Origin of the sequence: Arenibacterium halophilum (assembly GCF_005938225.1) — a bacterium.
Taxonomy (GTDB): Bacteria; Pseudomonadota; Alphaproteobacteria; order Rhodobacterales; family Rhodobacteraceae; genus Arenibacterium; species Arenibacterium halophilum.
The window spans coordinates 407,004-431,551 of record NZ_VCPC01000004.1 but is presented as its reverse complement, the minus strand read 5'-3'; the positions used below and the strand labels follow the sequence as shown (position 1 = coordinate 431,551).

The 24,548-nt window shown below is 62.1% G+C and carries 27 protein-coding genes, 1 tRNA gene and 1 riboswitch; of the genes, 14 read left to right on the top strand and 14 right to left on the bottom strand.

What is annotated here, in order from left to right:
* Positions 1 to 4: 4 nt before the first annotated feature.
* The 3 genes from FGK64_RS19045 to FGK64_RS19035 all read right to left on the bottom strand — a co-directional run bounded on the left by FGK64_RS19045 (position 5) and on the right by FGK64_RS19035 (position 2,718).
* Complete coding sequence (locus FGK64_RS19045; protein ID WP_138865426.1) at positions 5 to 1,126, bottom strand: cupin domain-containing protein; 1,122 nt, start codon at positions 1,124 to 1,126, stop codon at positions 5 to 7.
* A gap of 66 nt (positions 1,127 to 1,192) precedes the next feature.
* Positions 1,193 to 1,810, bottom strand: coding sequence for a flavin reductase family protein (locus tag FGK64_RS19040; protein ID WP_138865425.1), 618 nt, complete (start codon positions 1,808 to 1,810; stop codon positions 1,193 to 1,195).
* Positions 1,807 to 2,718 carry a fumarylacetoacetate hydrolase family protein gene (locus FGK64_RS19035; RefSeq protein ID WP_138865424.1) on the bottom strand — a complete coding sequence of 304 codons (912 nt, stop codon included), beginning with the start codon at positions 2,716 to 2,718 and terminating at the stop codon, positions 1,807 to 1,809. Before FGK64_RS19035 ends, FGK64_RS19040 begins: the two co-directional genes overlap by 4 nt.
* Positions 2,719 to 3,073: 355 nt before the next feature.
* Between FGK64_RS19035 and FGK64_RS19030 the strand changes: the two genes are divergently transcribed.
* The 7 genes from FGK64_RS19030 to FGK64_RS19010 all read left to right on the top strand — a co-directional run bounded on the left by FGK64_RS19030 (position 3,074) and on the right by FGK64_RS19010 (position 8,719).
* Entirely contained in the window at positions 3,074 to 3,925 is an 852-nt protein-coding gene (locus FGK64_RS19030) for a helix-turn-helix domain-containing protein (RefSeq protein ID WP_138865423.1), read from the top strand.
* Between the two features lie 19 nt (positions 3,926 to 3,944).
* The gene (locus FGK64_RS19025; RefSeq protein ID WP_171054141.1) at positions 3,945 to 4,373 is read left to right on the top strand and encodes a plasmid mobilization protein; all 429 of its coding nucleotides are present in this window, start codon (positions 3,945 to 3,947) and stop codon (positions 4,371 to 4,373) included.
* Positions 4,367 to 5,095 (top strand): relaxase family protein, encoded by a 729-nt coding sequence (locus FGK64_RS22625; RefSeq protein ID WP_246057827.1) that lies wholly within the window; start codon positions 4,367 to 4,369, stop codon positions 5,093 to 5,095. Before FGK64_RS19025 ends, FGK64_RS22625 begins: the two co-directional genes overlap by 7 nt.
* Positions 5,096 to 5,117: 22 nt before the next feature.
* Positions 5,118 to 5,579, top strand: coding sequence for a hypothetical protein (locus FGK64_RS22620; protein ID WP_246057826.1), 462 nt, complete (start codon positions 5,118 to 5,120; stop codon positions 5,577 to 5,579).
* Positions 5,580 to 5,882 carry a hypothetical protein gene (locus tag FGK64_RS22615; protein WP_246057825.1) on the top strand — a complete coding sequence of 101 codons (303 nt, stop codon included), beginning with the start codon at positions 5,580 to 5,582 and terminating at the stop codon, positions 5,880 to 5,882.
* A 241-nt stretch (positions 5,883 to 6,123) separates the two neighbouring features.
* Complete coding sequence (locus tag FGK64_RS19015; RefSeq protein ID WP_171054140.1) at positions 6,124 to 7,179, top strand: DNA cytosine methyltransferase; 1,056 nt, start codon at positions 6,124 to 6,126, stop codon at positions 7,177 to 7,179.
* 166 nt (positions 7,180 to 7,345) lie between these two features.
* Positions 7,346 to 8,719 carry a hypothetical protein gene (locus tag FGK64_RS19010; protein ID WP_138865421.1) on the top strand — a complete coding sequence of 458 codons (1,374 nt, stop codon included), beginning with the start codon at positions 7,346 to 7,348 and terminating at the stop codon, positions 8,717 to 8,719.
* A 376-nt stretch (positions 8,720 to 9,095) separates the two neighbouring features.
* On the opposite strand, the gene FGK64_RS19005 is transcribed toward FGK64_RS19010, so the two are convergent.
* Positions 9,096 to 9,551: a helix-turn-helix domain-containing protein gene (locus FGK64_RS19005; RefSeq protein WP_246057824.1), complete on the bottom strand. Its 456-nt coding sequence runs from the start codon at positions 9,549 to 9,551 to the stop codon at positions 9,096 to 9,098.
* A 109-nt stretch (positions 9,552 to 9,660) separates the two neighbouring features.
* On the opposite strand from FGK64_RS19005, the gene FGK64_RS19000 reads away from it, so the two are divergent.
* From FGK64_RS19000 to FGK64_RS18995, 3 genes are read left to right on the top strand one after another with little or no spacing between them, the layout of a single operon-like run.
* Positions 9,661 to 9,900, top strand: a complete 240-nt coding sequence (locus FGK64_RS19000) for a hypothetical protein (protein WP_138865420.1) — start codon at positions 9,661 to 9,663, stop codon at positions 9,898 to 9,900.
* Between the two features lie 16 nt (positions 9,901 to 9,916).
* Positions 9,917 to 10,090, top strand: a complete 174-nt coding sequence (locus FGK64_RS22250; RefSeq protein ID WP_155846068.1) for a hypothetical protein — start codon at positions 9,917 to 9,919, stop codon at positions 10,088 to 10,090.
* Complete coding sequence (locus tag FGK64_RS18995) at positions 10,087 to 11,205, top strand: site-specific integrase (protein WP_138865419.1); 1,119 nt, start codon at positions 10,087 to 10,089, stop codon at positions 11,203 to 11,205. The genes FGK64_RS22250 and FGK64_RS18995 overlap by 4 nt, the downstream gene beginning before the upstream one ends.
* Positions 11,206 to 11,209: 4 nt before the next feature.
* Here the strand turns inward: FGK64_RS18995 and FGK64_RS18990 are convergent.
* Positions 11,210 to 11,285: transfer RNA gene (locus tag FGK64_RS18990), tRNA-Lys, on the bottom strand.
* 216 nt (positions 11,286 to 11,501) lie between these two features.
* Here FGK64_RS18990 and dapF point away from each other — a divergent pair.
* Both dapF and mtaB read left to right on the top strand, forming a co-directional pair.
* Positions 11,502 to 12,335, top strand: coding sequence for a diaminopimelate epimerase (dapF, locus tag FGK64_RS18985; protein ID WP_138865418.1), 834 nt, complete (start codon positions 11,502 to 11,504; stop codon positions 12,333 to 12,335).
* Positions 12,332 to 13,582 carry a tRNA (N(6)-L-threonylcarbamoyladenosine(37)-C(2))-methylthiotransferase MtaB gene (gene mtaB / locus FGK64_RS18980; protein WP_138865417.1) on the top strand — a complete coding sequence of 417 codons (1,251 nt, stop codon included), beginning with the start codon at positions 12,332 to 12,334 and terminating at the stop codon, positions 13,580 to 13,582. Before dapF ends, mtaB begins: the two co-directional genes overlap by 4 nt.
* A gap of 149 nt (positions 13,583 to 13,731) precedes the next feature.
* Here mtaB and FGK64_RS18975 read toward each other — a convergent pair whose 3' ends face one another.
* The 9 genes from FGK64_RS18975 to thiB form a co-directional block, all read right to left on the bottom strand.
* A complete protein-coding gene (locus FGK64_RS18975; protein ID WP_138865416.1) occupies positions 13,732 to 14,442 on the bottom strand; it encodes a HEPN domain-containing protein in 711 nt (236 codons plus the stop codon).
* Between the two features lie 248 nt (positions 14,443 to 14,690).
* Complete coding sequence (locus FGK64_RS18970; protein WP_138865415.1) at positions 14,691 to 15,563, bottom strand: cytochrome c1; 873 nt, start codon at positions 15,561 to 15,563, stop codon at positions 14,691 to 14,693.
* Between the two features lie 14 nt (positions 15,564 to 15,577).
* Positions 15,578 to 16,924: a cytochrome b gene (gene petB, locus FGK64_RS18965; RefSeq protein ID WP_138865414.1), complete on the bottom strand. Its 1,347-nt coding sequence runs from the start codon at positions 16,922 to 16,924 to the stop codon at positions 15,578 to 15,580.
* 12 nt (positions 16,925 to 16,936) lie between these two features.
* On the bottom strand, positions 16,937 to 17,515 hold the full coding sequence (gene petA, locus FGK64_RS18960) for a ubiquinol-cytochrome c reductase iron-sulfur subunit (RefSeq protein WP_138865413.1): 579 nt from the start codon (positions 17,513 to 17,515) through the stop codon (positions 16,937 to 16,939).
* 207 nt (positions 17,516 to 17,722) lie between these two features.
* The gene (locus FGK64_RS18955; RefSeq protein WP_138865412.1) at positions 17,723 to 18,337 is read right to left on the bottom strand and encodes a glutathione S-transferase; all 615 of its coding nucleotides are present in this window, start codon (positions 18,335 to 18,337) and stop codon (positions 17,723 to 17,725) included.
* 15 nt (positions 18,338 to 18,352) lie between these two features.
* Positions 18,353 to 18,988, bottom strand: a complete 636-nt coding sequence (locus FGK64_RS18950) for an FMN-binding negative transcriptional regulator (protein ID WP_138865496.1) — start codon at positions 18,986 to 18,988, stop codon at positions 18,353 to 18,355.
* 40 nt (positions 18,989 to 19,028) lie between these two features.
* Positions 19,029 to 19,736 carry a thiamine ABC transporter ATP-binding protein gene (locus tag FGK64_RS18945; protein ID WP_138865411.1) on the bottom strand — a complete coding sequence of 236 codons (708 nt, stop codon included), beginning with the start codon at positions 19,734 to 19,736 and terminating at the stop codon, positions 19,029 to 19,031.
* Positions 19,723 to 21,282, bottom strand: a complete 1,560-nt coding sequence (locus FGK64_RS18940) for an ABC transporter permease family protein (RefSeq protein ID WP_138865410.1) — start codon at positions 21,280 to 21,282, stop codon at positions 19,723 to 19,725. The genes FGK64_RS18945 and FGK64_RS18940 overlap by 14 nt, the downstream gene beginning before the upstream one ends.
* Positions 21,258 to 22,235 carry a thiamine ABC transporter substrate binding subunit gene (thiB, locus tag FGK64_RS18935; protein ID WP_138865409.1) on the bottom strand — a complete coding sequence of 326 codons (978 nt, stop codon included), beginning with the start codon at positions 22,233 to 22,235 and terminating at the stop codon, positions 21,258 to 21,260. Before thiB ends, FGK64_RS18940 begins: the two co-directional genes overlap by 25 nt.
* A gap of 36 nt (positions 22,236 to 22,271) precedes the next feature.
* Positions 22,272 to 22,382: riboswitch (TPP riboswitch) on the bottom strand.
* A gap of 91 nt (positions 22,383 to 22,473) precedes the next feature.
* Between thiB and aroC the strand changes: the two genes are divergently transcribed.
* Both aroC and FGK64_RS18925 read left to right on the top strand, forming a co-directional pair.
* A complete protein-coding gene (gene aroC, locus FGK64_RS18930; protein ID WP_138865408.1) occupies positions 22,474 to 23,589 on the top strand; it encodes a chorismate synthase in 1,116 nt (371 codons plus the stop codon).
* A gap of 3 nt (positions 23,590 to 23,592) precedes the next feature.
* Entirely contained in the window at positions 23,593 to 24,537 is a 945-nt protein-coding gene (locus FGK64_RS18925; protein WP_138865407.1) for an AEC family transporter, read from the top strand.
* Positions 24,538 to 24,548: the final 11 nt, after the last annotated feature.

The window sequence follows — 24,548 nt, the reverse complement described above, 5'->3', positions numbered from 1 at the left end:
GGCCTCAGCCGACCGGCTGGTGACCACCGTTTTCGGCCAGCGCCTCTTCGCGATACAGGCCCAGCTTTTCCATCACCGGCAGGTCGTTCAGGCAGAACAGGCAGGCGTCCTCGGTGTCAGAGGCGTTGGCGTGTTCGTGCCAGGCCCATGCCGGCACGCAGAAGATGTCGCGCTCGGTCCAGTCGAAGCGCTTGCCATTGATGATGGAATGGCCCGATCCCTTGCAGACCTGATAGAGGAAACTGCCGGTGTGCCGGTGCGCCTTGGTCCGCTCTCCGGGGCGCAGCATCTGCATCGACGCCCCCAGCGTGCCCATCACATGCCCTGAATTCACCGGGTTCATGTAGTGCATCAGCACCCCGTCATGGGGCGAGCCATCGCTGTGCGCGGCCAGACCCGACAGCGCCTCGTAGGTGCGATCCCATTCGTATTTGAACATCGGGCTATAGCCTTTTTGCCAGTCACCGCCGCCGGGGCGCAGGCCCGGGTTGCCCCATGTGCGCGTCATGTCGTCGACCGGATAGGTGACCGCCTGCGCCAGATCGGGATGCACCTCGTAGAAATTCGCCTCGAGCGCGTTGACCAGCGGAATGTCCAGCCCGTCCTGCCAGATGCAGGGTGTGCCCTCGCTGGCAACGGCGTGTTCGTGCCATGTGCCGTTCGGCGTGAGCACGAAATCGTTCGCGCCCAGTGTCATCTTGTGCCCGTCCACCACGGTATAGGCGCCCTGCCCCTCCATTATGAAACGGATCGCGCTGGCGGAATGGCGATGCGCGCTGGCGCGTTCGCCGGGATGCATCACCTGAAGCCCTGCGTAAATCCAGCCCACGGCGGCCGCCACATCGGAGCGGCCCGGGTTGTCCAGGTAGATCACCCGCCGCCCGGCCTTTTCCGGCGTTACCAGATCGACCGAGCGCAGCACGTCATCGCGCAGGTCGGCATAGCGCCAGATCATCGGAACCGACTGGCTCACCGGCTCCCAGGGTTCGATCTTGTTCGCCACGGTCCACAGCGCGGCGGCCCCCTTTCGGCCAAGATCGTCGTAATAGGCCAGCAGCTCGGGCGTGTCTTCGACATTGGCGCGCCCGGCAACATCCTCGCGGTGGTTTTCGTGATCTCTGGCCATGGTGGTCTCCTTCTCCCTTGGGCGAAGGGGACCATGTTGCGGCGCGAACCGCAATGGACAAGCGTGTTACTTCGGCCGGGGCATGTGGAACACATCATGCGTGCGCACATAGGCATCGGCGCCATACATCCGCCCGATGAGATCGAGCGCTTCGGGGATCACGCGCGGACGGTCGCCCGGTGTCAGAGCCGTGTCATGGAAATGCGCGGCCAGCACCCGGCCCACGATCAACAACTGATGTGGCCCGGTGTTCACCACCTCTGCGACACGGCATTCATAAGCCACCGGAGCGCCGGTGATGCGCGGGGGCGCGACCTGCGTGCTGGGCGCGGTCGCAACCCCGGCCAGCGTCAGCTCATCCACCTCGGGCGGCAGGGCGGCGCAGGTTTCGTTCATTTGCGCGGCCATCGCCTCGGAGACGAGGTTGACGACGAATTCGCCCCCATCGCGCAGATTGCGGGCTGTGTCTTTCTGGTGCACGTCACCCGGCAGGATCCCCAGCGCCACCACCGGCGGCTCGGACCCCATCATGTTGAAGAACGAATAGGGCGCGGCATTGCGCACCCCCTCGGGCGAGATCGTGGTGACCCAAGCGATGGGCCTTGGCATGATCGAGGACGCCATAAGCCGATAGCAGTCGGCGCCCTCCATCTTGGTGAAATCGAAAGAGCGCGCACCGCTCATACGGCGATGACCGAATGGCGCAGCTGGCCGATTCCATCGACCCCGCATTCCACCACGTCACCCGGCCAGAGCCATTCCTGCGGGTCGCGCCCGGCACCAACGCCTTCGGGCGTGCCGGTGGCGATGATGTCGCCGGGTTCCAGCGTCATGCCTTTGGAAATATCGGCGATCAGTTCGGGGATCTTGAACAGCATGTGCCGCGTGTTCGAGCGTTGCTTTTCCACTCCGTTCACCGTCAGCCACAGGGTCAGATCGTGCGGGTCGCCGACCTCGTCCGCCGTGACGATGCAGGGGCCGAAGGGGGCAAAGGAATCCTGCCCTTTCGACACGATCCACTGGCCGGCGCGGCGACAATCGCGGGCGCTGACGTCGATCATCACGGAATAGCCGAAGACGTGGTTCAGCGCGGCCTCTTCCGACACGCGCCGCGCGGTGGTGCCGATGATCGCGGCCAGCTCGACCTCCCAATCCATCTGCTGCGTCACCTCGGCATTGTGGCGGATCGGCTCGCCCGGCCCGATCACCGTTGTGGTGGGTTTCGAGAAGATCACCGGCTCGGAGGGCAGATCCTTCGCCGTATCCAGCGTGCGCGCGCTTTCGGCGACGTGTTCGACATAGTTCAGCCCGATGCCAAAGATGTTCTTGCGCGGGCGCGGGATCGGCGCCAGCAGGGTGACATTGGGCAGCGGCAGAACCACCTGCGGCGGCAGCGCCTCCAGCCCCGCATCCAGCAGCCGTTGCAGCGCCTTCTGCGTCATCAGCCCCCGGTCGATGAACCCCAGCATCGTGCCCGGCAGATCCACCCCCACGGCCTGCCCCAGCCGCGCGACATCGACGACAAAGCCATCGACAACCGCACCCAGTGTGGCGGCATCCTCGACCGACGCGCGATAGGTTACCAGTTTCATGCGTATCCTCCCATTCCTTGCGCGCACCATGGCGCAAGCCACCGGGAGGGTCAAAATCTTTCAGTCACCACAGATAGATAGCCTGCGCTGGGCAGTATCAATCAGTGCTCTGAAAGGAGTGGTGAGCCGTGCAGGACTGTGCGGGGTGAGGGAAATCAACGGCTTGCACTGGCGAACCGGAAAACCCCAGCCCTTGATTTGATTGGGCTTTTCGGGCCTCTGGCGAACCGTTTCAGGAGTCCCAGAAACCGAAAGGCCGCTGACCGGGCTGGCACCCGCGTCAACGGCCAAATCGAAAAGTTTGCTCAGACTGGATACCAGATCGCACACGTGACCGCAATCGCGGGAGGGGTCGATGTCTGAGCTTCTGCCCTTCTGCAAGATCAAGCTGCAATTCCTGCTGGAGATGGTCACGGACCACGAGCTGGACGACAACGCCTTGCGCGTGGCCCTCTACCTGGCACTGGCGCATGCAGACCACGAGACCGGCGAGAGCCGCCCGTCTTTCGAGACCATAGGTGCGGCCATCGGCAAGCACGCCAAATCGGTGAAACGGGCGCTGAACAAGGTCGAGGCGGCGGGATACATGACCGTGGAGCGCGGGACCAACAAGGGGAAATCCTCGCGCTACCGCCCGACCCAAGCAGCCATGAAACGGGCCACCGAGCGCCGCCGGGAGGGGGACAAGGTTGTCCCGCTTAGCCGCGCCAAAGGGGGACAATCCTGTCCACAAAGCGGGACATTCCCGTCCGGCAAAGGGGGACAAGATCGCCCCCCGAACAGAGAACAAGAACTTAGAAAAGAACAGTGGCGCGCGTCCGCGCCGGATTTGCCTGATGAAGGGCAATCCGGCGGAACGCGCACGGACCTGGTCTTCGTTCCAAGGGGCATCTGCTTTGTCCGGGACTGGGATGCACGGCTGGCCCGGGAAGGCATGACCACGCTGGAACGCAGCCTGCCCCTGTCACCACACGAGCATCACCTGGGCTTCTGGCTTCCGGCCCGGACACCAGCCCCGGCGGATAGCGCGGAATGGCAGGAGCAGTTGCGTCTTCTGCGGGAAGTCATCCGTCAGGCGCAGTATGGCGCATGCGCCGCGTCTTCCGCACCCCGCATCGCGCCCTTTGCACAGCGTCAGATGCAGCGCGCATCGCGTCTTCCGCAGGATGTTGCCCTGACCGTGGGGGAGAACCGCCATGCGGTCTGAGGAAACAGCAAGGCGACCCATGTCATACGCTGGCGCTTCTGACACGGGACCTTGCGGGGGGTGGCAAGCCTCCCCTTCGAACCCCACCGGCGCGGGCAAGACCCGCGCAAAGGAGCCGCTGAGGGAGACCTTCGTCTTTCGTTGCACAGCGGCCGAGAAGGCCGAGCTGCGCGCCAAGGCCGAGGCCGCTGGCCTGCCCGCCGCAACGCTCCTGCGGGAGGCGCTCGGCCTGACCGAGGCGCGCCGTCGCAAGCCCGTGCCGCGCGTCGATCCGGCGCTGGTGCTGGCCGTCGGGCGCATCGGCGGCAACCTCAACCAGATCGCGCGCTGGCTGAACCGCGCAATGCTGGTTGGTCGCACCGACCTCGACAGCCTGACCGTCGCGCGCCGCCTGTTGGTGATCGAACGCCAGCTTGCCCAGCTCCTCGACGAGGCGCGGCGGTGCTGATCAAGTTCTTCACCAACGGCAAGGGCGCAGGTGCGGGGCCGGTCGGCTATCTCGTTGCCGAGCGCGTGCTGGCTTATGACGGCAACCGCGACCTGATCCGCGATGCCGAAGGCCAGCCGATGACGGTCACGCGAGACCCCTTGCCCGAGGTGCTGCGCGGCAACCCCGAGCGCACCGAGGCCCTGATCGACGCCAGCCGCCACCAGTGGACCTACCGGGCGGGCGTGATCAGCTTCGCCGCCGAGGATGCGCCCAGCGAGGCGCAGCAGGCCGAGGTGATGGACGCCTTCGAGCAGTTGGCCTTTGGCGGGCTGGACGGTGAGCAATATGACATGCTCTGGGTCCGTCATAGCCACGAGGACCGCGTCGAGCTGCACTTTTGCACCCCGCGTCTGGAGCTGACCACCGGGCGCAGCCTGAACATCGCGCCACCGGGCTACCAGGACGCCTTCGACAGCCTGCGCGACCTGATGAACCAGCGGCACGGCTGGGCCGATCCGATGGAGCTGGAGCGCGCCCAGGAGGTGCGCGACACCATCGAGGCCCCGACCCGCGCCCAGGGCCGCGACGAGCTGCATGCGTGGATCCTCGATCAGATATCGATGGGTCTGATCGAGGATCGCGCCAGCATGCTTGATGCCCTTGCCGATGCGGGCTTCGACCTGCCGCGCGTCGGCAAGGCCTATCTCACCGCGCAAGACCCCGAGACCGGCGAACGCTAGCGCCTGAAAGGAGAGATTTTCCATGAAGACTGGCAAGCCGACCCGGCTGAGCGAGAAATTGAACGCGGAACTGGACACGATACGCCAGGACTACGCCGCCTCGATGGCATCTCAGCTGGAGAGCTTCAGGATCGATTTGACGGGTATTGTGAGCGACGCGCGGCGTATCATCGAGAACGATACGCGCCACTTCCTGAACGAGAACAGGAGCTTGTTCGAGACGCGGACAGAACAGATCAGACGTTGGCTGACGATCTCGCCTTGGCTGATCTCGGGGCTGATCCTGACGGGGATCGCCTCGATGATGGCCGCGAGCTGGTTCTGGACATCCATGCTGACACGCTCGGAGCTGACGGAACTGGGCCTGACTCGGATCGACCAAGGGGAACAGACCTGGCTGACACTGGACCCGAACCGGACCGAGCTGAAAACCTGCACACTGGCCGGGACGCCGGTCATTTGCATCAAGATCGAGGAGAAATGAATGACGACGCCCCTGACAGCCTTGGAGCGCGACTTGCTCGCCTGCGTCGAGCGGTTGGTGACGGCCTGCGAAACCTCAGCCGCGGAATTGAGCGGCTTGGAAGCGCGCTCGACGAAGAGGCTGCAAGTCCAGTTGGATGGTATCGCGGCTTGCGCGACGTTGCTCATACGCTCGCAGATCGCGTCAATGCAGGCGTTGCGTGGCTTGCTGAGCGAAGAGGCCACCTACAACGCGCTGGACGCGAAGTTGAACGAGAGCTTGAGCTTAGCGAGGGACGCCGAAGAGAGGCTGAGACAGAGCTAGAAGTGCGGGATCGCGAGATGGATCGGGGGCTGACGCATTGATAGCCAACATAGGCACGCCGGAGTGAGCGACGCACACTTCACCACATTTAGGTCATGAAGGACCTCTCTCCACCAGATAAGGCTCGACGAGAGTGAAAACTTTGTTTACCCAGAGAAGTTAAAAACCTCGTTGACGCAGCTATCCCCCATGGCTGGCTATGCGACGGCAGAGGGCGACCAGTGTGACGTGGAGCAGAGAAATGAACAGAGCGGTTTGCCTTGAAGATATCGAGAGCGACTATGTTGGCTTTCTCAACTCGCAAACCCTGCCTTCAAGAAAAGTAGGCCTCCGATACGCATCAGTGTTTTGCGGTGGGGGAGGCTTAGACCTAGGCTTTGCTCTCGCAGGCTTGTCGCCGACTTTCTCTAGCGATCTTGTACCCTATTACTGTGACACCTTAGCCCAAAACCTTGGTGGAAATCACCATGTAGTTGAGCCGCATGATATCTCTGAGTTGTCAGGTTCCCATGTTGAAGCGGTGACAGGAAAGTCGATTGACGTAGTCATTGGCGGCCCGCCATGCCAATCTTTCAGCATTCTGGGATCTCGGGGCTCTACCGAAGACCCCCGAGGGAAGCTTGTGTTTGATTACGCGCGCTTCATTCGTGAGTTGTCGCCACAGGTATTTTTGTTCGAGAACGTACCGGGCATCATGACTCTGAACCAAGGTCGGGATTGGCAGCGGCTAGTTGAATGTTTTGAAGCAGAGACTGGTTTTCATCTATTGATCAATAAGCTGAATGCTGCCGACTTTGGAGTGCCTCAATTCCGACAGCGCGTCTTGTTGATCGGCTTTAAGGATAGCGCTTCAGCGAGAAAATTTTCTTGGCCCGAGCCGACTCATGGGCCTGAAAATAATACAGGTCTCCGTCCCTACCGTACAGCAGGTGAGGCTTTGGTAAACGTGTCTGGCGTCGCAAACCATGTGCTTAGGAAACACTCTCAGCGCGTTATGGACCGGTATAGTTTAGTCGAGCCCGGCGGTCGCGACCGAAAAGATCATACAGATCGGATTCATCCTGAGCGGCCTTCCGGGACCGTATTGGTCGGCTCTGGTGCCGGTGGAGGAAGGCCGTTCATTCATCCCTCCGAGCATCGCCACATTACAGTTCGTGAAGCGGCGCGGCTTCAATCTTTCCCAGACTGGTGGATTTTCGCAGGAGGGCCAACTGCGGCCTATCGCCAAGTCGGAAACGCTGTGCCCCCTTTGATGGCCAAAGCCGTTGCTAGGGAGATCGTAAGAGCACTTTCGTGAAATGTTGATAAGGCCACTTCCACATCCAGGGTACACGTGGAGCTTTTCCCAGCATGCAGCTGGGTTTGACGAGCAGACGATTCGTGGCATGCTAAGTTGCGCTCTACCATTTCAAGGCCAAACCAAAGTTGGCAGCTCAATAACTGAGCTAATGTTGGAGGCTGGCTTGCTGACCGCCAACGAGAGGGATGGCAAAGCAGATGCTTGGCGAGATTACCAACAGATTCTATCTGAACTTGGTTTGATCGTATCCACCAAACTCAGCACAAAATTAGTACTGACAGACGTCGCGAAAGCTTTTGTTGCCGGGGTGGTTTCATTTAAGCGACTCGTTCAAATGCAAGTTTTTCGTTACCAGTACCCGAATGGTCAAAAGCACGATCGCTCAAAAGCGATTAGAGACGCGCTTCATGGGAGTGGAATCACGGTCCCGGATAGTCTGATTGATTTGCACGTTCAATCTGGCGTCTTGATAAAGCCTGGAGTTCTAATACTACAGGTTCTTCTGGGGCTACTCGAACTTGGAGAGGACCCAAGTCTGTCCGCAGACGAATGTCGGGCCATTTTACTTCCATGCAAAACAAATGATGATTGGGAAGCCGCATTGACTGACGTCCTGAAGGCTCGGTCACTTTCTCTCGATCTTTCCTCGGCCCACTCCGAAACGAGACTCAGGAGAAATATCCAGGATTGGTTCAAAATACTGGACCAAACTGGTTTGTTTGAGACTGACGGACGAACAACAATTGCACTTTCTGAGGGCGCAAAAAATGATGCGGCGAACCTTAAGGCAATGTGCCAAGAACAAACCAAGGCTGAAAGTTTTTGGCTGCCCCGTGGGCATGATATCGCAGATAGACTAAGTTGGTTTCAAAGCTTCGGAAGCTATGATTTCACTTTCGAAAACGTGAGAAACGTCGCTGCATCTGAACAGTCGGGTTCAGATGATAATTCGCAAGCTGAAGAACTTTTCCAGGATGAAAGGCCGACTACAAATGGCCCTGTGCGCCTGATTGATTTTGACCCAAGTCAGCTATTCACTCGTGACGCTCCAGATCCATCTTCAACCGTTCAAGATTTGGCTCAAAGTGTGCTCGATGGAGCAATGAAGAGGCATGCCAAAACAGTTCTTCACGACCAGATCGTACTACGCTTTGCAGAGCGATACCTGGCGCAAGGAGCACAGGTAAAAGTTGACCCTAACTCCGTGGATTTGTTTGTGAAATGGGGGCCCAACAAAGCTGCAATATTTGAGGTGAAAACGGTTTCGCAGAGGTCTTTGTCAACGCGAATGAGGCTGGCTGTTGGACAAGTTAAAGAGTATGCGTATCGACTGAGAACTGACGCGGGTGAGGAGCCTGAACAAGCAATAATTATTGATCGCCCTGTAGATGCCGATAGCTGGCAACGCGGCTTCTTAAATGATTATTTGGGCATTGGTTTGATTTGCTCACTGCCACCCACTGAAAAGATTTATGCTCCTTCCGATTCCTCCACATCGAGCAGTTGGGCCGCATCCAAAGATGTGCACAATCATTGAAAACGCAGTATCTGTTGCCATCCGGAAAAAATTAAAAAAGGCAAAAAATTAATTGGTCCCGACACCGCTTAGTGCGTCAACCCGATACGAATTAAACGACGGGAAAAATAACTCTCGATTCCCACTGCCAGTAGGAAGGCTGGGGCGGTCAGGATTGTGATACATGCGGATAGAGCCGCTATGAGCATAGGGGGCGAAGGAATGTTGCCTAAACCAGAGAACACGAACAGAGGCCCCCACGTCATTAGATACACCAACGAACTAATACCCATGATGCTCATCACAGGGCGTGTATACCGGCCTACGTCGGCCTGAATCCGCTCGATTGTCGCCATTTGGTGGCGCTGCCACCTGTCGGGTTGCCTTAGTTCCATTCTCATTCTCTCAACAATTCGATCCAGGTGTGGACGTCGTCCATGGCGATCTCTTTTCCTTCCAGAAAGGACCGGTACCAACGCGCAGCAATCGCCCCACGCTTTTCGCTTTTCAGCCTTGTGCCGCTGTCGGACAGGTACCTGTCCAGCGCGACCTCGAACTCCTCAAGGGCGGCGATGTCATGTTTCATACGTACAGCTTCAACTCCCAACAAAATCCAATTCAGGTCCACATCGAATTTCCGGTGCATCTCGACCAGCGCCTCGACTGGGATCGAGCGCTTGCCGAGCTCATAGCTCTGGTAAGCGCGCAGCGAGATTCCCAGTGCTTCAGCCAGTTTCGCCTGCGACATACCCAACTCGTTGCGCGCAATCGCGATGCGCGCGCCGAGGGCGCTCAGGTAGTTGTAGGGGCGATCCGCCATTTTCGACAGCAATCCACTTGCAGTTGCGTTCATTTGAATGCTATACGCACAAATGAACGTTATTCGTTGTGTTTCGTTATCGGACCATCGCGCATGAGCGCATTCAACCCGATTCGCACTACCTTACGAAAAGGAGAGGGTTTTGGCACAGGAAAAACTGCTTTCACCAAAAGAGCTGGGTGATCTTGTCGGATTAAGCGCTGCGCAAGTTCGCGCGTTGATGAACGATGGACGGCTGGAGTTCGTCGAGATTTCCACAAAAATCAAGCTTCTGACCATGAGCGGCTGGGAGCGGTTCCAGAAGAACGCGACCAGGGTGAAACGCCCTGAAGGCGACCAGCCGCGCTTACCCTTGGGTGAGTCGCAGCACCACAGCCTCTGACGGAAAGGGACACCCCATGGCCATGCCCCGCGCGACCCTGACGCAGAGCGAATTGACACGATACCTCAAGGCGTACCGGGATGCGGGTATTCCGGTCGTGCGGTCAGAGATCAGCCGTGACGGCAAGGTCGTGATCTACAGCACCGAGAAGCAGACCGACGAGGTCAACAATCCGTGGGATCGCCCATGAAACGCCGCAAGCAGTTTCCCGGCGCGACGGCCTATTTCGACCGGCACGGGAAGCGGCGGTGGCGATTTCGCAAGGGTGGGTTTTCGGCAGAGTTGGGGAGTGAGTACGGGTCGGAGGATTTTGTTCGGCGCTATGAGGATGCCGTGAACGGGCACAAGACGCGCGGGTTGATCGGGGCGGATCGGACCAAGCCCTACAGCGTCAGCCAGCTTGTCGCGCTCTGGTATCGCTCGCCCGAGTTCCTTGATCTCGCGCTGAGCACACAGAAGGTCTATCGCGGGATCGTCGAGAAGTTTCGAGAGGAGCATTGCGACAAGCCGGTGCGGCTGATGCAGAGGCGGCATGTGCAGACGATCCTGGCGGAGAAGGCCGAAACCCCGACAGCAGCGAACAACCTGCGCAAGCGGCTGATCCAGTTGATGGATTTTGCGATCACGCTGGACTGGCGCGGCGACAACCCTGCACGCGCAACGAAGCCGTTTCGCGTCGGCGGTGACGGTTTCCATACTTGGGATGAGGACGAGCTGGCGCAGTTCTTCGCGGTCCACAAGCCTGGCACGCTGGCGCATACGGCGGTAACGCTGATGCTCTACACCGGCGCTGCACGAGTCGATGCGGTGAAGCTGGGGCCGAAGAACGTGCGCAACGGCAAGATCGAGTACCGGCGTCAGAAGACGCAGCGTTCTGGCGGGGTGCTGGTTTCCGTGCCGATCCATCCGGACTTGGCCGAGGTGCTGGACAGGCTACCAAAGGACCGTCCCTTCCTGGCCACCCAGAAAGGCACGATGCGCTCCGCTGGTGGGCTGGGCAATCTCATGCAGCGTTGGACTGAAGATGCGAAACTGCCCCAGTGTTCCGCCCACGGGTTGCGGAAGGCCTGCGCGCGTCGTTTGGCCGAGGCCGGGGCCACCGCGCACGAGATCGGCGCGGTCACTGGGCACAAAACGCTGGCCCTGGTGCAGCGCTACACCGAGGCCGCTGGCCGCGAAGGCATGGCCGATTCCGCGATTGAGAAACTGATTGCCCGTCCCAATGGCGAGCGCAATTTGGCGAACCTTCCCAAGAGGTTCGTCAAATCCGACACCAAACCCAAACAGGGAAAGGATAATTTATGAGAAGTGGTGAGCCGTGCAGGATTCGAACCTGCGACCCACTGATTAAAAGTCAGTTGCTCTACCAACTGAGCTAACGGCCCACTCTTGTCGACACCGATGCGTCGGCGTCCTGCTGTCTAAGCTGAAACTCCCGGGGGGATCAACCGCTTAAATCGCGACAAGACAACCAGAAGGTAAATCCAGATTGCCCTGCTGGCGCGGTTCCTAGGCAAGGCGGCGGGAATGGTCAAGCCCTCAATCGCGGTTTTCGCGCATCGCTCTGGAATATGACCAGAACCGGCGTTATATGCGCGCCCATGGATACGCGCGCGCCCCTTGGTTTGCCCTTTATGAAGATGCACGGGCTGGGAAACGACTTTGTCGTGCTGGATTGGCGCGCGCAGGCGTCTGAGGCGTCTGGCGCGCTGGTGGCCGCCATAGCCGACCGTCATTTCGGCGTGGGATTCGATCAGCTGGCGGTGATGTCGGCCCGCGACGGCGGCACGCACCTGACCTTTTACAATTCCGACGGATCCCAGTCGGCCGCCTGCGGCAATGCCACGCGCTGCATCGCCCGCTTCCTGATGGACGAATCGGGCGCGAGCGATCTGGCGCTGACCACCGATCGTGGCACCCTGCTGGCGCGGGATGCGGGCAACGGGCTGACCAGCGTCAACATGGGCCAGCCCCAGCTCGACTGGGCCGAGATTCCGCTGGCCGAGGCGATGGAGACGCTGGAACTGCCGATCGAGGGCGGCCCCGTCGCCACCGGCATGGGCAACCCGCATTGCACCTTCTTCGTCGAGGATGCCGAGGCCGTCCCGCTGGACAGCTTCGGGCCGCGCTATGAACACCACCCGCTGTACCCCGAGCGCACCAATGTGCAGGTCGCGCAGGTGATCGGCGACAACGCGATTCGGATGCGGGTGTGGGAACGCGGCGCGGGAATCACCTGGGCCTCGGGGTCTTCGTCCTGCGCGGTGGCCGTGGCGGCCGCGCGTCGGGGGCTGACCGGCCGGCAAGTCGAAATACATGCTGACGGCGGACGGCTCCTGATCGACTGGCGCGAGGATGGCGTCTGGATGACGGGGCCGACCATGCATGTGTTTTCGGGCACCCTCACACCGCAATTCCTGCAGGCGCTGTCGTGACAGCCCCCCGGTTCACCACGCTTGGGTGCCGGCTGAACGCCTATGAAACCGAAGCGATGAAGGACCTGGCCGGACAGGCCGGGCTGGACAACGCCGTGGTGGTGAACACCTGCGCCGTCACAGCCGAAGCCGTGCGCAAGGCGCGGCAGGAAATCCGCCGTCTGCGGCGCGAAAACCCCACGGCCCGGCTGATCGTGACGGGCTGCGCCGCCCAGATCGAACCGGAACGTTTCGCCGCCATGCCCGAGGTGGACGCCGTGATCGGCAACACCGAGAAGATGCAGCCCGCAACATGGGCGGGGCTGGCGGGCGATTTCGGGACCGAGCCGGTGCAGGTGAACGACATCATGTCCGTGACCGAAACCGCGGGCCACATGATCGACGGCTTCGGAACCCGCTCGCGCGCTTATGTTCAGGTTCAGAACGGGTGCGACCATCGCTGCACCTTCTGCATCATCCCCTATGGCCGTGGCAATTCTCGCAGCGTCCCTGCGGGCGTGGTGGTGGACCAGATCAAGCGGCTGGTCGGCTCGGGCTATCACGAGGTGGTGCTGACCGGCGTGGACCTGACAAGCTGGGGCGCCGATCTGCCCGGCACGCCGCGCCTTGGCGATCTGGTGATGCGCATCCTCCGGCTGGTGCCCGATCTGGCGCGGCTGCGGATTTCGTCGATCGACAGCATCGAGGCCGACGAGAACCTGATGCAGGCCATCGCCACCGAACCGCGCCTGATGCCGCACCTGCACCTGTCGCTGCAACATGGCGACGACCTGATCCTGAAGCGGATGAAACGGCGCCACCTGCGCGACGATGCCATCGCCTTTTGCGAAGAGGCGCGCCGCCTGCGCCCCGACATGACCTTTGGCGCCGACATCATCGCCGGATTCCCGACCGAGACCGAGGCGCATTTCGAGAACTCGCTGAAGCTGGTGACGGATTGCGGGCTGACCTGGCTGCACGTCTTCCCCTACTCCAAACGCGAAGGCACCCCGGCCGCGCGGATTCCGTCGCAGGTGAACGGCAAGGTCATCAAAGACCGCGCCGCCCGCCTGCGCGCGGCTTGCGACGCTCAGGTGGCGCTCCATCTGGCGGCGCAGGTTGGCCAGACACACGCGATCCTGATGGAAAACGCCACCATGGGCCGGACCGAGCAGTTCACCGAGGTGATGCTGTCTGAGCCTGCTGCCGAGGGGAGCATCGTGCAGCGCGTGATTTCGGGGCATGACGGCAAGGTGCTGCTGGCGTGAGCGGGCGAGAATAGTGCAACTTTTTTTGCGAATTGATCCCAGCCAAACTTTATTGATGCCGGCCTAGTGTCGAACGATCGGCAGCATTCGGGACTAGAGAAACGACGCCGAAAATATCGCGAAAGATACCGGCCACAATCGTGTACAAGTCAGTTTCTCGCTGATTCGTTGATTTCTACCGCTTCCGCCTTAGTCAGCTCTGGGTCCACATGGTCGCTAAGCATGCTGCAGAGGACAACATCGACAGCTAGGAGCAGACCGTCCGCATTATCTATGTCCTTCAGGATTTCTTTGGTTAGCTGGAAGTCCTGCCTTGGGTTGTGCAGCAACTCGTGTCGCAGCGAAAATATCCTTGCCAAACCATTTAAGTACTCCGGCTCAAAGCGTACGGCAGTCTCCGGTCGATCTTTGATGCGAATTTGCAGGCCTATCGCTTCCGTCCAAACACTCTTACCAAGAAACTTCGAAAATACTTTGTCTATCTTCTCTACACTTTGGAATGAAGCCTCACTCGAAACCAGCTCAAGTGGATGAATTTGCCGCTTGTAGATATCAATAAGATCTTCAATATCGTACTTTAAGCTGTGTATATGCTTCAACTTGGGAATAAAAAAGCTTGGAGCGCATTTCCTGAAAATGGCGTCGAGCATGTCTCTGAAGTATACTTCGACGTACGTTACAAACGTGATTACAACACTTCTTTCGAGAAGTTTTGGATGCGCATTCTCCATGTCTTCCCCAAGTAAGTCTTGCGCGGCTTCTTTGCATTGATCGACTGATTCTCGCAGGTTTCGATAAGGCCGCGAGTGCCTGAGGGCCCGTATCTCCCTGTTAGAAATAACTTGCTCAAAATCTGGCATGTGAGCTCCTGCCGAGCGGATTTTAGCAATCTTCTGAACTGAAGTTGCAAGGGTATCATTATCATTCGTGTAGCCCCCGGACAACTCGCCTCAAGAATCATCAGCAGTACAACAAATGAGCGTGTCTATTCAGCGGGGCTTTGAAGGCATTTCAGCCTGTGATCGTTTCCCCTGAATCAAAAAACGCCCCCGCAACTATCTGCGAGGGCGTTTCCTGTGTCACCTGCTGGCCAAGCCAGCGGCATAAGTCACTTCTTGTGCTTGCCCTTGTGGGGGGCCCAGATGCGCTTGTTCGTGAGGTAGAGCAGCGCGGCCAGGACGGCGAGGAACAGCACGCCGACGAAACCGGCCTGTTTGCGCGCCATCATCTGGGGCTCGGCGGCCCACATCAGGAAGGCAGCGACGTCCTCGGCCTCGTGGTGGAGCTCGTTCGAGTGGCCATCGGCAAACTCGATATCCTCGCCCTGCAGCGGGGGCGCCATGCCGATCCAGCTGCCCGGCACCATGTGGTGGCCTTCTTCGTCGATACAGCTGGCCGGGAAGCCGCCGGCGGCGAAGACGGTGTTATAGTGGCCGGGGAAATCCTCGGGCGCACATTCGGGCGCTTCCTCATAGCCCGCCAGCAGCGAGGCGATGTATTCCGCGCCGCCGATGCCCTTGACGAACTGGTTGATGCCCAGACCGTAGGGGCCGTGGAAGCCAGCGCGCGCCTTGGCCATCAGGCTGAGGTCGGGTGCCGCGGCCGAGGTGTTGGCCGGAAAGTTGTCCGACGGCACCAGCGCACGGAATTCGCCGGTTTCCTGAACATAGAGCTGGCGGTTGTTGTCTTCGTCCAGCACGGGGAACTGGTTGGCATAGGCGCGCACCTGATCCTCGGGGATGCCGGGGCCGCTTTCGTCGCTCAGCGTGCGGATCGGGACGTAGCGCAGCCCGTGGCAGGCGGAACAGACCTCTGTGTAAATCTGAAGGCCGCGCTGCAGCTGGTTCTGGTCATAAGCGCCAAACGGACCCTCGAACGAGAAATCGTAATCCTCGACGTGGGACTCGGCCCCGGCCGCGAAGGCCGAGACAGGAGCGAGGGCAAGCGCAAGGGCCGTACCGATTGCAAGTTTCTTGAACATTCCTGCGTCCCTTCTTATTCGGCCGGCGTTGCGGCGCCCGCCGCATCGGCGGTGTCGGACTTGCCGTAATGCGAGTCGAAATCTTCCTCGATCGTCGCCGGCAGGGCATCGGGTTTCTCGATCACGCCAAGGATCGGCAGGATCACCAGGAAGTAGGCGAACCAATAGGCCGAGGCGATCAGCGAGAAGCTGGCATAGGGTTCTTCTGCCGGCATGGCGCCCAGCCACATCAGGGCCATGAAATCCACCACCAGCAGCGCGAACCACCATTTGAACATTGGGCGATAGCGGCCCGACCGCACGTTCGACGTATCCAGCCACGGCACCAGCGCCATCACGGCAATCGCGCCGAACATCGCGACCACGCCGAAGAACTTGGCGTCGACGATGCCGCCGGTCAGGAAGGATGCGATCTGCACCACCCAGACTTCGGACGTGAAGGCCCGCAGGATCGCGTAGAACGGCAGGAAGTACCATTCGGGCACGATGTGCGCAGGAGTCGAGAGCGGGTTCGCCTCGATATAGTTGTCGGGGTGGCCCAGGTAGTTCGGCATGAAGCCGACGATGGCCCAGAACACCAGCATCACAACCGCCAGCGCGAACAGGTCCTTCATCACAAAGTAGGGCCAGAACGGCAGCGTGTCTTTTTCCGCTTCGGCCTTCGAGGCGCGGCGCACTTCGACACCGGTCGGGTTGTTGTTCCCGGTCGAGTGGAAGGCCCAGATGTGCACGATCACCAGGCCCGCGATTACGAAGGGCAGCAGGTAGTGCAGCGAGAAGAAGCGGTTCAGCGTCGCGTTATCAACGGCGGGCCCGCCCAGCAGCCAGGTCTGGATCGGTTCACCGATGAAGGGGATCGCGCCGAACAGGCCGGTGATCACGGTTGCGCCCCAGAACGACATCTGACCCCAGGGCAGAACGTAGCCCATGAAACCGGTGCCCATCATCAGAACGAAGATCAGGATACCGATGATCCAGGTCACTTCGCGCGGGGCCTTGTACGACCCGTAATAGAGACCGCGGAAGATGTGCAGGTAGACGGCAACAAAGAACAGCGAAGCGCCGTTGGCATGCAGATACCGCAGCATGAAGCCGCCGTTCACGTTGCGCATGATGTGCTCGACGCTGGCAAAGGCCATGTCGACATGCGGCGTATAGTGCATCACCAGAACGATGCCGGTGACGATCTGCAGCGCAAGGCAGAAGGTCAGGACGATGCCCCAGATCCACATCCAGTTCAGGTTCTTGGGCGTGGGGATCATCAGTGTGTCGTACAGAAGCCCGACAACCGGCAGGCGGCTGTGCAACCACTTTTCGGGGTTTGACTTCGGCTCGTAATGGTCGTGCGGAATTCCGGCCATGGCTGTGTTCCCCTATCCCAGTTTGATCGTTGTGGCGTCGGTGAATTCGGCCACCGGAATATGCAGGTTTTCGGGCGCGGGGCCTTTGCGGATGCGGCCTGCGGTGTCGTAGTGCGACCCGTGGCAGGGGCAGAACCAGCCGCCAAAGTCACCGGCACCATCGCCCAGCGGCACACAGCCAAGGTGCGTGCAGACGCCCATCATCACCAGCCACTCCTCGGCGTTTTCGCCATCGGGGGTAGCCAGGGCGCGGTTCGCGTCGGACGCGGCGCTGCCGGTGGGCAGGTTTTCGTTGCGGGCGTCCTGGTCGGGCAGAGCCGAAACATCGACCGAATTGGCCATCTCGATTTCTTCGGGGGTCCGACGGCGGATGAACACCGGCTTGCCAAGGAATTTGACGCGCAGCTGGGTGCCGACTTCGACGCCGCTGACATCGACGTAGATCGACGACAGCGCCTGAACGTCGGCGGACGGGTTCATCTGATTGACCAGCGGCCAGACGACCGCTCCGGCGGTCACGGCACCGGCCCCTGCCGTGGCAAAGTAGAGGAAATCTCTCCGGGTGCCTTCGTGGTCTTCTGCGTGGGACACGAGGTTTACTCCAATTCAAGCGCCCTTAGAGGGGCAAACAGGCTGTGCGACCGCCACTTGGGCAGCCTCTGACGGGCTTACTAAAGATGGAAGAAAGGTTCGTCCAGCGGTCAAAGGCGCGCATGGGGTCGCAGTCTGCGGTGAGTGTTGCGAAATTTCCCGAATCGCGGGGGGCGATTCGGGCTTGTTTTCCGGTTTCCGGGCGACTCAGGCACCTGCAGGGGGCCGGGTGGCGGCCATGCTGGCATGCGATTCGAACCCGGCATACCACTCGGCCAGCGACTCGTTTCCATCGCGCCAGTTGCGCGCGCCGTGGCGGAAATCGACATATCCCAGCGCGGCACCCACCGCGATCTGGCCGATGTTGACCGGCCCGGCCAGATGACCCATCCAGCGATTGTCGAGGGTGGCGACCGCGCGGGCGATCTTGCCCCACTGGCCTTCGACCCAGTCATCCCAGCGATGCTGTTCGGGGCGCAGACGGCCCTCGTAGGTCATGGCCAGCGCTGCATCCAGAATGCCGTCGGCCAGCGATTCCAGCGTGCGCAGCTCCCACTCGCGGTCGCCGTGGCCATAGAGCCCGCCGTTGCCGCGACGGTCGAGGTAGGCGCAGATCACACGGCTGTCGAACAGGGTCGCGCCATCGTCCCGTTCCAGCGCGGGCACCTTGGCCAGCGGGTTGCGCAGGGCCAGCGGTTCAGCCGGGGCGATGGGGGTGGTGGCGACGGGTTCCAGCGCAACATCGTCCAGCTGGCCGGTTTCGTGCAGAACCATCATCACCTTGCGCACATAGGGCGAGGTGGCGCTGTAGAATAGTTTCATTCGGATCTCCCTGAGTTATGTTGTCTGCGCATCAAGCGCGCGCATGTGGGCGGCGAGCTGCGCCACCTCGGCCCCGAACCCGGCCTGTTCGGCGTGATCGGCGGCGCCCAGACGCGCAGCATCGGGTTTGTTCTGGCTGAACTTCCATGTGCCATCGACGGCGGCAATGGTCAGCCGGAACGGCACGATCATGCGCAGCAGCTTGTTCAGCGGCTCGGGCGCCATCTTGTCCATCGTCCATTCGCGCTTCGGCGCAAGGCGGCGTTCATACTCTGCCGACTGACGCGCCAGCAGGTCGCGCATGTCGTCGTCGGGGCGGCGTTCCAGCGTGCCGCGCAGGTGGACAGCAATGTAATTCCACGTCGGCACCTGCTCGTCGATGCCGTACCAATCGGGCGAGATGTAGCTGTCGGGCCCTGTCACGGCGAGCATGGCGGGCAGCGGCGCTGCATCAGGCTTCGCCAGCGCGCGGGCAATCGGGTTCGACCGGACAAGGTGAAATTCGGCGCAATCCTGTGACAGAATGAAAGGAATGTGCGAGATCAGCGGGCCATCCGCGCCATTGACCGCCAGCGTGCCGAAGCTGCGGGCGCGGGCAAAGGCCAAATTCTGCGCTTGCGTTGCGGTGTGATAGATCTGGTTCGGATGCATCGCGTCTCCCTTCGGCAACAGTGATGCCGCGCGCGAGGGGCTATGGCAATCCGTCTTGGCCCAGATAGGCGCGCAGCGCGGGGGGCGGATCATTCAGCAAGGTGGCGGTTTCCACCGGGGGATGCGCCTGCCCGTCCGCCACCAGCACGGCATGGGAGCAGATGCGCCGGGCATCGGTGGGATCGTGGCTGACCATCAGAAGGGTGGCGCCGGTGTCGGCGCAGACTTCGGCCACCAGATCAAGCATATCCGCCTTCAGCGCGGGGCCAAGCGCAGCAAAGGGTTCGTCCAGCAGCAGAATATCGCGTGACTGCACCAGCACGCGGGCCAGCGCCGCGCGGCTTTGCTGCCCGCCCGACAGCGCGGCGGGTTTGCGTGCGCCAAGCCCGCTTAGCCCGACGCGGGTCAGCGCGGCATCGACCTGCGCGCGCTGCTCGGGGGACAGCCGCAGATCGGGGCGCAGGCCAAGCCCCACGTTCTGCGCCAGCGTCAGATGCGGGAACAGGTTGCCATCCTGGAACAGCATTGCGACCGGGCGTTGGCCCGGCGTGCTGGCGGTGATCTCGGCGTCACGCCAGAGGATGCGCCCGTGCGGCACCGGCAGAAACCCGGCGATACCCCCAAGCAGGGTCGATTTTCCGGCCCCCGAGGGGCCGATGACGGCGACACGCTGGCCCGGAGCGATGGTCAGGTCGGCCTGCACGGCATAGCCGCCGTTTTCGATGGTGATGGCGTCAAGCGTCAGCATGGCGGGCTCCCAGCCAATCGAAAGTTCTAAACAGCGCCAGTGACAGCACCAGCAGCAGCAACGCCCCCCCGGCAGCGGCCTGCATCTGATAGGCGCCCATCAGGCGATAGATTTGCAGCGGCAGAGTCGCCCGGTCGGCGTCGGCAAACAGCGCGATCACGCCAAGGTCGCCCATCGACAAAGCCGCGCCCAGACCGGCGGCAAAGCCGATCTGTCGTCGCAGGCGCGGCAGCAGGACAAGCCGCAGAAAGGACAAACCCGGCATCGCCAGCGATTGCGCCAGCCGCCCCTGGGTGCGCACGACCTCGCGCGCCGGGGGGATCAGGATGCGCAAGGCAAAGGGCAGCGCCATCAGCGCGTTGACCAGCGCCGTCACCGGCCAGGCGAAGGCTGCGGGGCTGGCGATGGGGTGGATCAGGATGAACAGACCGGTGCCCAGCACCAGCGAAGAGACCGCCAGACCCAGCAAACCGGCGGTTTCGACCGTGGCGGCGCGACCCGTGGCAGCGGCAATCGCCATGGGCAGCGCCAGCAACAGCAGGACGGCTGCGCTGGCCAGAGCCACGCCCAGCGACACGCCTGCCGCACGGAACATCGAGTTGGGCAGCGCGGACAGACCCGCAAGCCCGTTGGCGACGATGGCCCCCATCGGCAGCAGCAGGAACGCCGCCGCCAGCGTGATCACCCCTGCATCCAGCGCGCGCAGGCCCAGCCCGTTGGCATCCCAGCGGCGCACGGGCCGGTCGAGCCCGGCGCCAAAGCCGTCGCCCCGGCCAAGGCGCAGCGCCATCAGTGCGGCGCCGAGGGTCAGCGCGATCTGCACCAGCGCCAGCAGCGCGGCGCGGCCCAGGTCGAAATCGAAGCGGAACGCCTGATAGATCGCGAGTTCAATGGTGGTGGCACGCGGTCCACCGCCCAGCATCAGCGCCACGGCAAAGCTGGTCAGGCAGACGGCGAAGATCACCGCCAGCGCGCCGGGCAGCACTTGCCGCAGCATCGGAAATTCCAGCAGGCGGCGGATTGCGCGGGCATCGGCATTCACCTGCGCCGCCAGAAGGAAACGTTCGGCCGGAATGTCGGCCCAGCCTTGCAGCACCAGACGCGTCGCCAGCGGCAGGTTGAAGAAGACATGCGCCAGGACGACTCCGTGAAACCCGTAGATATGCACCGGCTCGAATCCGGCCCAGCCCAGCGCCGTGCTGATCCAGCCGTTGCGCCCGAAGACGGCAAGCAGGCCGATCACGGCCACGATCACCGGCAGGATGAAGGGCGCGCCCAGCAGGGTGATCAGCAAACCGCGCCCCATGAACTGCCGCCGGGCCAGCGCGCGGGCCACGGGCACGGCCAATGCGACACTAACAAGGGCCGAAACCGCCGCCTGCACCACGGTAAAGCGCAGCGCGGACCAGTCGGCGGGGCCAAGTCCCCGGCCGCCTTCGGCCCGCCACAGCACCGCGCCCAGCGCCGCCGCCATCAACGCCGCGATGGCGATGGCGGCGACAACGCCGGAACGGGGCGAGATTACCGGCTGAGTGCGCCAAGCCATTCGGCAAGCGCCGTGTCGCGGGTGGCTTGCGCCTGATCCTCGGGGATCAACAGCGCCTCGCGCGGTTCGACCAGCGCGTCAAAGCCCTTGGGCAGACCCTGTGCCGGGGTGACGGCGGGGTACATCCAGTTCGTCGTGGGGATCACCGACTGGAAGGCGTCACTCACCATGAAGTTCAGGAACTGCTCGGCCAACTCGGGCTGATCCGAGGCGGCCAGACGCCCGGCGACCTCGATCTGGACGTAATGCCCTTCGTCGAAGGACGCGGCATCCTTGGTCGTGTCATCCTCGGCGATGATGTGGTAGGCGGGCGAGGTGGTATAGCTGAGGACCATGTCGGCCTCGCCATCCAGGAACAGGCCATAGGCCTCGGACCAGCCCTTGGTCACCGTCACGATGTTGTCGGCCAAATCGGTCCAGACCTGCGCGGCATCGTCGCCATAGGCGGCCTTGACCCACATCAGCAGCCCCAGCCCCGGCGTCGAGGATCGCGGATCCTGAATCACGATCTTCAGGTCGCTGCGGGCCAGTTCAAGAAAATCCTGCGGGGCGGGCATGTCGGCGGCGTGCACAAAGGCGAAATACCCCCAGTCGTAGGGGATGAAGGTGTCGTCGTCCCATGCCACGGGCAGATCATAGTCGGCCTCGATCTCGGTTGGCGCGAACAGACCCGTTTCGCGGGCGGCGGCGGTCAGGTTGGTGTCGAGCCCCAGCACCACATCGGCCTCAGTCCGGGCGCCTTCCAGCCGCAGGCGGGCCAGCAGCGCGGCACCATCCCCGGCGGCCACGAAATTCAGGGTACAGCCGCAGGTTTCCTCGAACGCGGCCTTCACCGCCGGGCCGGGGCCCCATTCGGTGACGAAACTGTCATAGGTGTAGACGGTCAGCTCCGGCGTTTCGGCCGCAAGGCCGGTGGCACAGAAAATTCCCGCTGCAAATGCAAGATACTTCAAGGCATCCTCCGATTTTGCGGCAAAGGGGCAAGGGTGTGGAGGCTGTCCAACCTTCCCTCCGCCAGTGCGAACTGGTTCAGGTTCTACGGGTTCGCGCGCTGCGCATCTCAGCGCCGGAACAGGTCCGGCGCACCCCGAGGTGAGGCGACCCTATTGCCTGCCTGCAACCGCTGCAAGGCGAAAGCCCTTGAGCGGCCCCGCCTGCCCCGGTATGCCCGCAGGTAAAGGAGCCTGCCCCATGTCCATCAACAGTTTCGGCCATCTGTTCCGCGTCACCACATGGGGCGAAAGCCACGGCCCGGCGCTGGGGGCAACGGTGGATGGCTGCCCCCCAGGCATCGCAATCGACGAAGCCGCGATCCAGCACTGGCTGGACCGACGCAAGCCCGGGCAGAACAAATACACCACCCAGCGGCGCGAACCCGATGCGGTGCGCATCCTGTCGGGCGTGTTCGAGGGCCAGACCACCGGCACCCCGGTGCAGCTGATGATCGAGAATACCGACCAGCGGTCGAAAGATTATTCCGACATAATGGAGAAATTCCGCCCCGGTCACGCCGATATCACCTATTGGCAGAAATACGGCATCCGCGATTATCGCGGCGGCGGGCGGTCTTCGGCGCGCGAAACCGCCTCGCGTGTGGCGGCGGGCGGGCTGGCGCGGGCCGCGCTGGCGTCGTTGGCGCCTTCGGTCGAGATTCAGGCGTACATGGTGCAGGTCGGCCCGCATGGCATTGACCGCGAACAATTCGACGCGGGCCAGATCGAGGCGAACCCCTTCTGGTGCCCTGATGCGGGTGCGGCCAGCCAGTGGGCCGATTATCTGGACGGGCTGCGCAAATCCGGCAACTCGGTCGGCGCGATTGTCGAGGTGGTGGCGCGGGGCGTGCCGGCGGGCCTTGGCGCGCCGATCTATGGCAAGCTGGACACGGATCTTGCCGCCGCGATGATGAGCATCAATGCCGTGAAGGGTGTTGAAATCGGCGAAGGCATGGCCGCCGCCGCGCTGACGGGCGAAGACAACGCCGACGAGATCTTCATGGGGAACGACGGCAAGCCCGTCTATTCCAGCAACCACGCGGGCGGCATCCTTGGCGGCATTTCCACTGGGCAGGATGTGGTGGTGCGGTTTGCGGTGAAACCGACCTCGTCGATCCTGAAAACCCGCCAGACCATCACCAAATCGGGCCAGTCGGCCGAGATCATCACCAAAGGCCGCCACGACCCTTGCGTCGGCATCCGCGCGGTGCCGGTGGGCGAGGCGATGATGGCCTGCGTGATCCTTGACCACCTGCTGCTGCATCGCGGCCAGATCGGCGGCGCCGTCGGCGAAACGCGCGGGACGATCGGCTGACCCTTGGGCACCATCCTTTCCATTGTCTTCCCGCTCTATGCGGCGATTGCCATAGGCTATGGCGCGGTGCGGCTGGGCGCGTTCAAACCTTCTGACATGCGGGTGCTTGGGCACTACGTCATGTCCATCGCGCTGCCCGCGCTGGTGTTCCATGCCATCGCGACGCGCGACATCGCCGAGGTGCTGCAACCGGCGTACCTGATGGTCTATGCGGCGGGCGGGCTGGCCACGATTGCCGCAGCCTATGCGTGGTTCACACTGACCGCGCCCGACAAACGCCGCCGTGCCGTGGCGGTGATGGGATGCGCCTGCCCCAACTCGGGCTTCATCGGCTACCCCTTGTTGCTGTTGCTGTTTCCAGATCTGGCAGGGCTGGTGCTGGCGCAGAACGTGCTGGTGGAAAACGTTCTGCTGATTCCGCTGTGCCTTGTGCTGATGGATCTGGCCGAAGACCGCGAGTCTGTTTCAGTTCCGGCGATGCTGGGCCGGGTGCTGCGCGATCTGCTGCGCCGCCCGCTGATCGTGGGGTTGCTGGCCGGTCTGGCGGTTTCTGCGCTGGGCATGTCGCTGCCCGCCCCTGTGAACCGTCTGTTCGAAATGCTGGCCGCCTCGGCCTCGGCGCTGGCGCTGGTGGTGATCGGGGGCACGCTGGTCGGGCTACCGATGTTCGGCAACCGCGCCATGGCGGCGCAGATCGCACTGGGCAAGCTGCTGATGCACCCGGCGCTGACCACGGTTGCGGCGCTGATGCTGACCGGTGTGGGACTGGTGGTGCTGCCGCCTGATTTGCGGGCCGCGGTGATCCTGTCGGCGGCGATGCCGATGTTCGGGGTCTACACCATATTTGCACAGGAACGCGGGCTGGAGGGCGCGGCCTCGCTGGCCCAGCTGATGGCAACCAGCGCAGCGTTCCTGTCTCTGAGTGCGCTTTTGCTGTGGCTGGCGTGATGGCGCATTCC

Bases quoted from the DNA above. Each gene is read 5' to 3' on its own strand.
- petB (WP_138865414.1), bottom strand. From the start codon at position 16,924: ATGGCCGGAATTCCGCACGACCATTACGAGCCGAAGTCAAACCCCGAA.
- FGK64_RS19015 (WP_171054140.1), top strand. From the start codon at position 6,124: ATGAACAGAGCGGTTTGCCTTGAAGATATCGAGAGCGACTATGTTGGC.
- FGK64_RS18975 (WP_138865416.1), bottom strand. From the start codon at position 14,442: ATGCCAGATTTTGAGCAAGTTATTTCTAACAGGGAGATACGGGCCCTC.
- FGK64_RS22620 (WP_246057826.1), top strand. From the start codon at position 5,118: ATGAAGACTGGCAAGCCGACCCGGCTGAGCGAGAAATTGAACGCGGAA.
- FGK64_RS18950 (WP_138865496.1), bottom strand. From the start codon at position 18,988: ATGCATCCGAACCAGATCTATCACACCGCAACGCAAGCGCAGAATTTG.
- FGK64_RS18940 (WP_138865410.1), bottom strand. From the start codon at position 21,282: ATGGCTTGGCGCACTCAGCCGGTAATCTCGCCCCGTTCCGGCGTTGTC.
- aroC (WP_138865408.1), top strand. From the start codon at position 22,474: ATGTCCATCAACAGTTTCGGCCATCTGTTCCGCGTCACCACATGGGGC.
- FGK64_RS19025 (WP_171054141.1), top strand. From the start codon at position 3,945: ATGTCATACGCTGGCGCTTCTGACACGGGACCTTGCGGGGGGTGGCAA.
- FGK64_RS19030 (WP_138865423.1), top strand. From the start codon at position 3,074: ATGTCTGAGCTTCTGCCCTTCTGCAAGATCAAGCTGCAATTCCTGCTG.
- FGK64_RS19040 (WP_138865425.1), bottom strand. From the start codon at position 1,810: ATGAGCGGTGCGCGCTCTTTCGATTTCACCAAGATGGAGGGCGCCGAC.
- FGK64_RS22615 (WP_246057825.1), top strand. From the start codon at position 5,580: ATGACGACGCCCCTGACAGCCTTGGAGCGCGACTTGCTCGCCTGCGTC.
- FGK64_RS18970 (WP_138865415.1), bottom strand. From the start codon at position 15,563: ATGTTCAAGAAACTTGCAATCGGTACGGCCCTTGCGCTTGCCCTCGCT.
- FGK64_RS18955 (WP_138865412.1), bottom strand. From the start codon at position 18,337: ATGAAACTATTCTACAGCGCCACCTCGCCCTATGTGCGCAAGGTGATG.
- FGK64_RS18995 (WP_138865419.1), top strand. From the start codon at position 10,087: ATGAAACGCCGCAAGCAGTTTCCCGGCGCGACGGCCTATTTCGACCGG.
- FGK64_RS22250 (WP_155846068.1), top strand. From the start codon at position 9,917: ATGGCCATGCCCCGCGCGACCCTGACGCAGAGCGAATTGACACGATAC.
- FGK64_RS19045 (WP_138865426.1), bottom strand. From the start codon at position 1,126: ATGGCCAGAGATCACGAAAACCACCGCGAGGATGTTGCCGGGCGCGCC.
- dapF (WP_138865418.1), top strand. From the start codon at position 11,502: ATGGATACGCGCGCGCCCCTTGGTTTGCCCTTTATGAAGATGCACGGG.
- FGK64_RS18945 (WP_138865411.1), bottom strand. From the start codon at position 19,736: ATGCTGACGCTTGACGCCATCACCATCGAAAACGGCGGCTATGCCGTG.
- FGK64_RS19035 (WP_138865424.1), bottom strand. From the start codon at position 2,718: ATGAAACTGGTAACCTATCGCGCGTCGGTCGAGGATGCCGCCACACTG.
- FGK64_RS19005 (WP_246057824.1), bottom strand. From the start codon at position 9,551: ATGAACGCAACTGCAAGTGGATTGCTGTCGAAAATGGCGGATCGCCCC.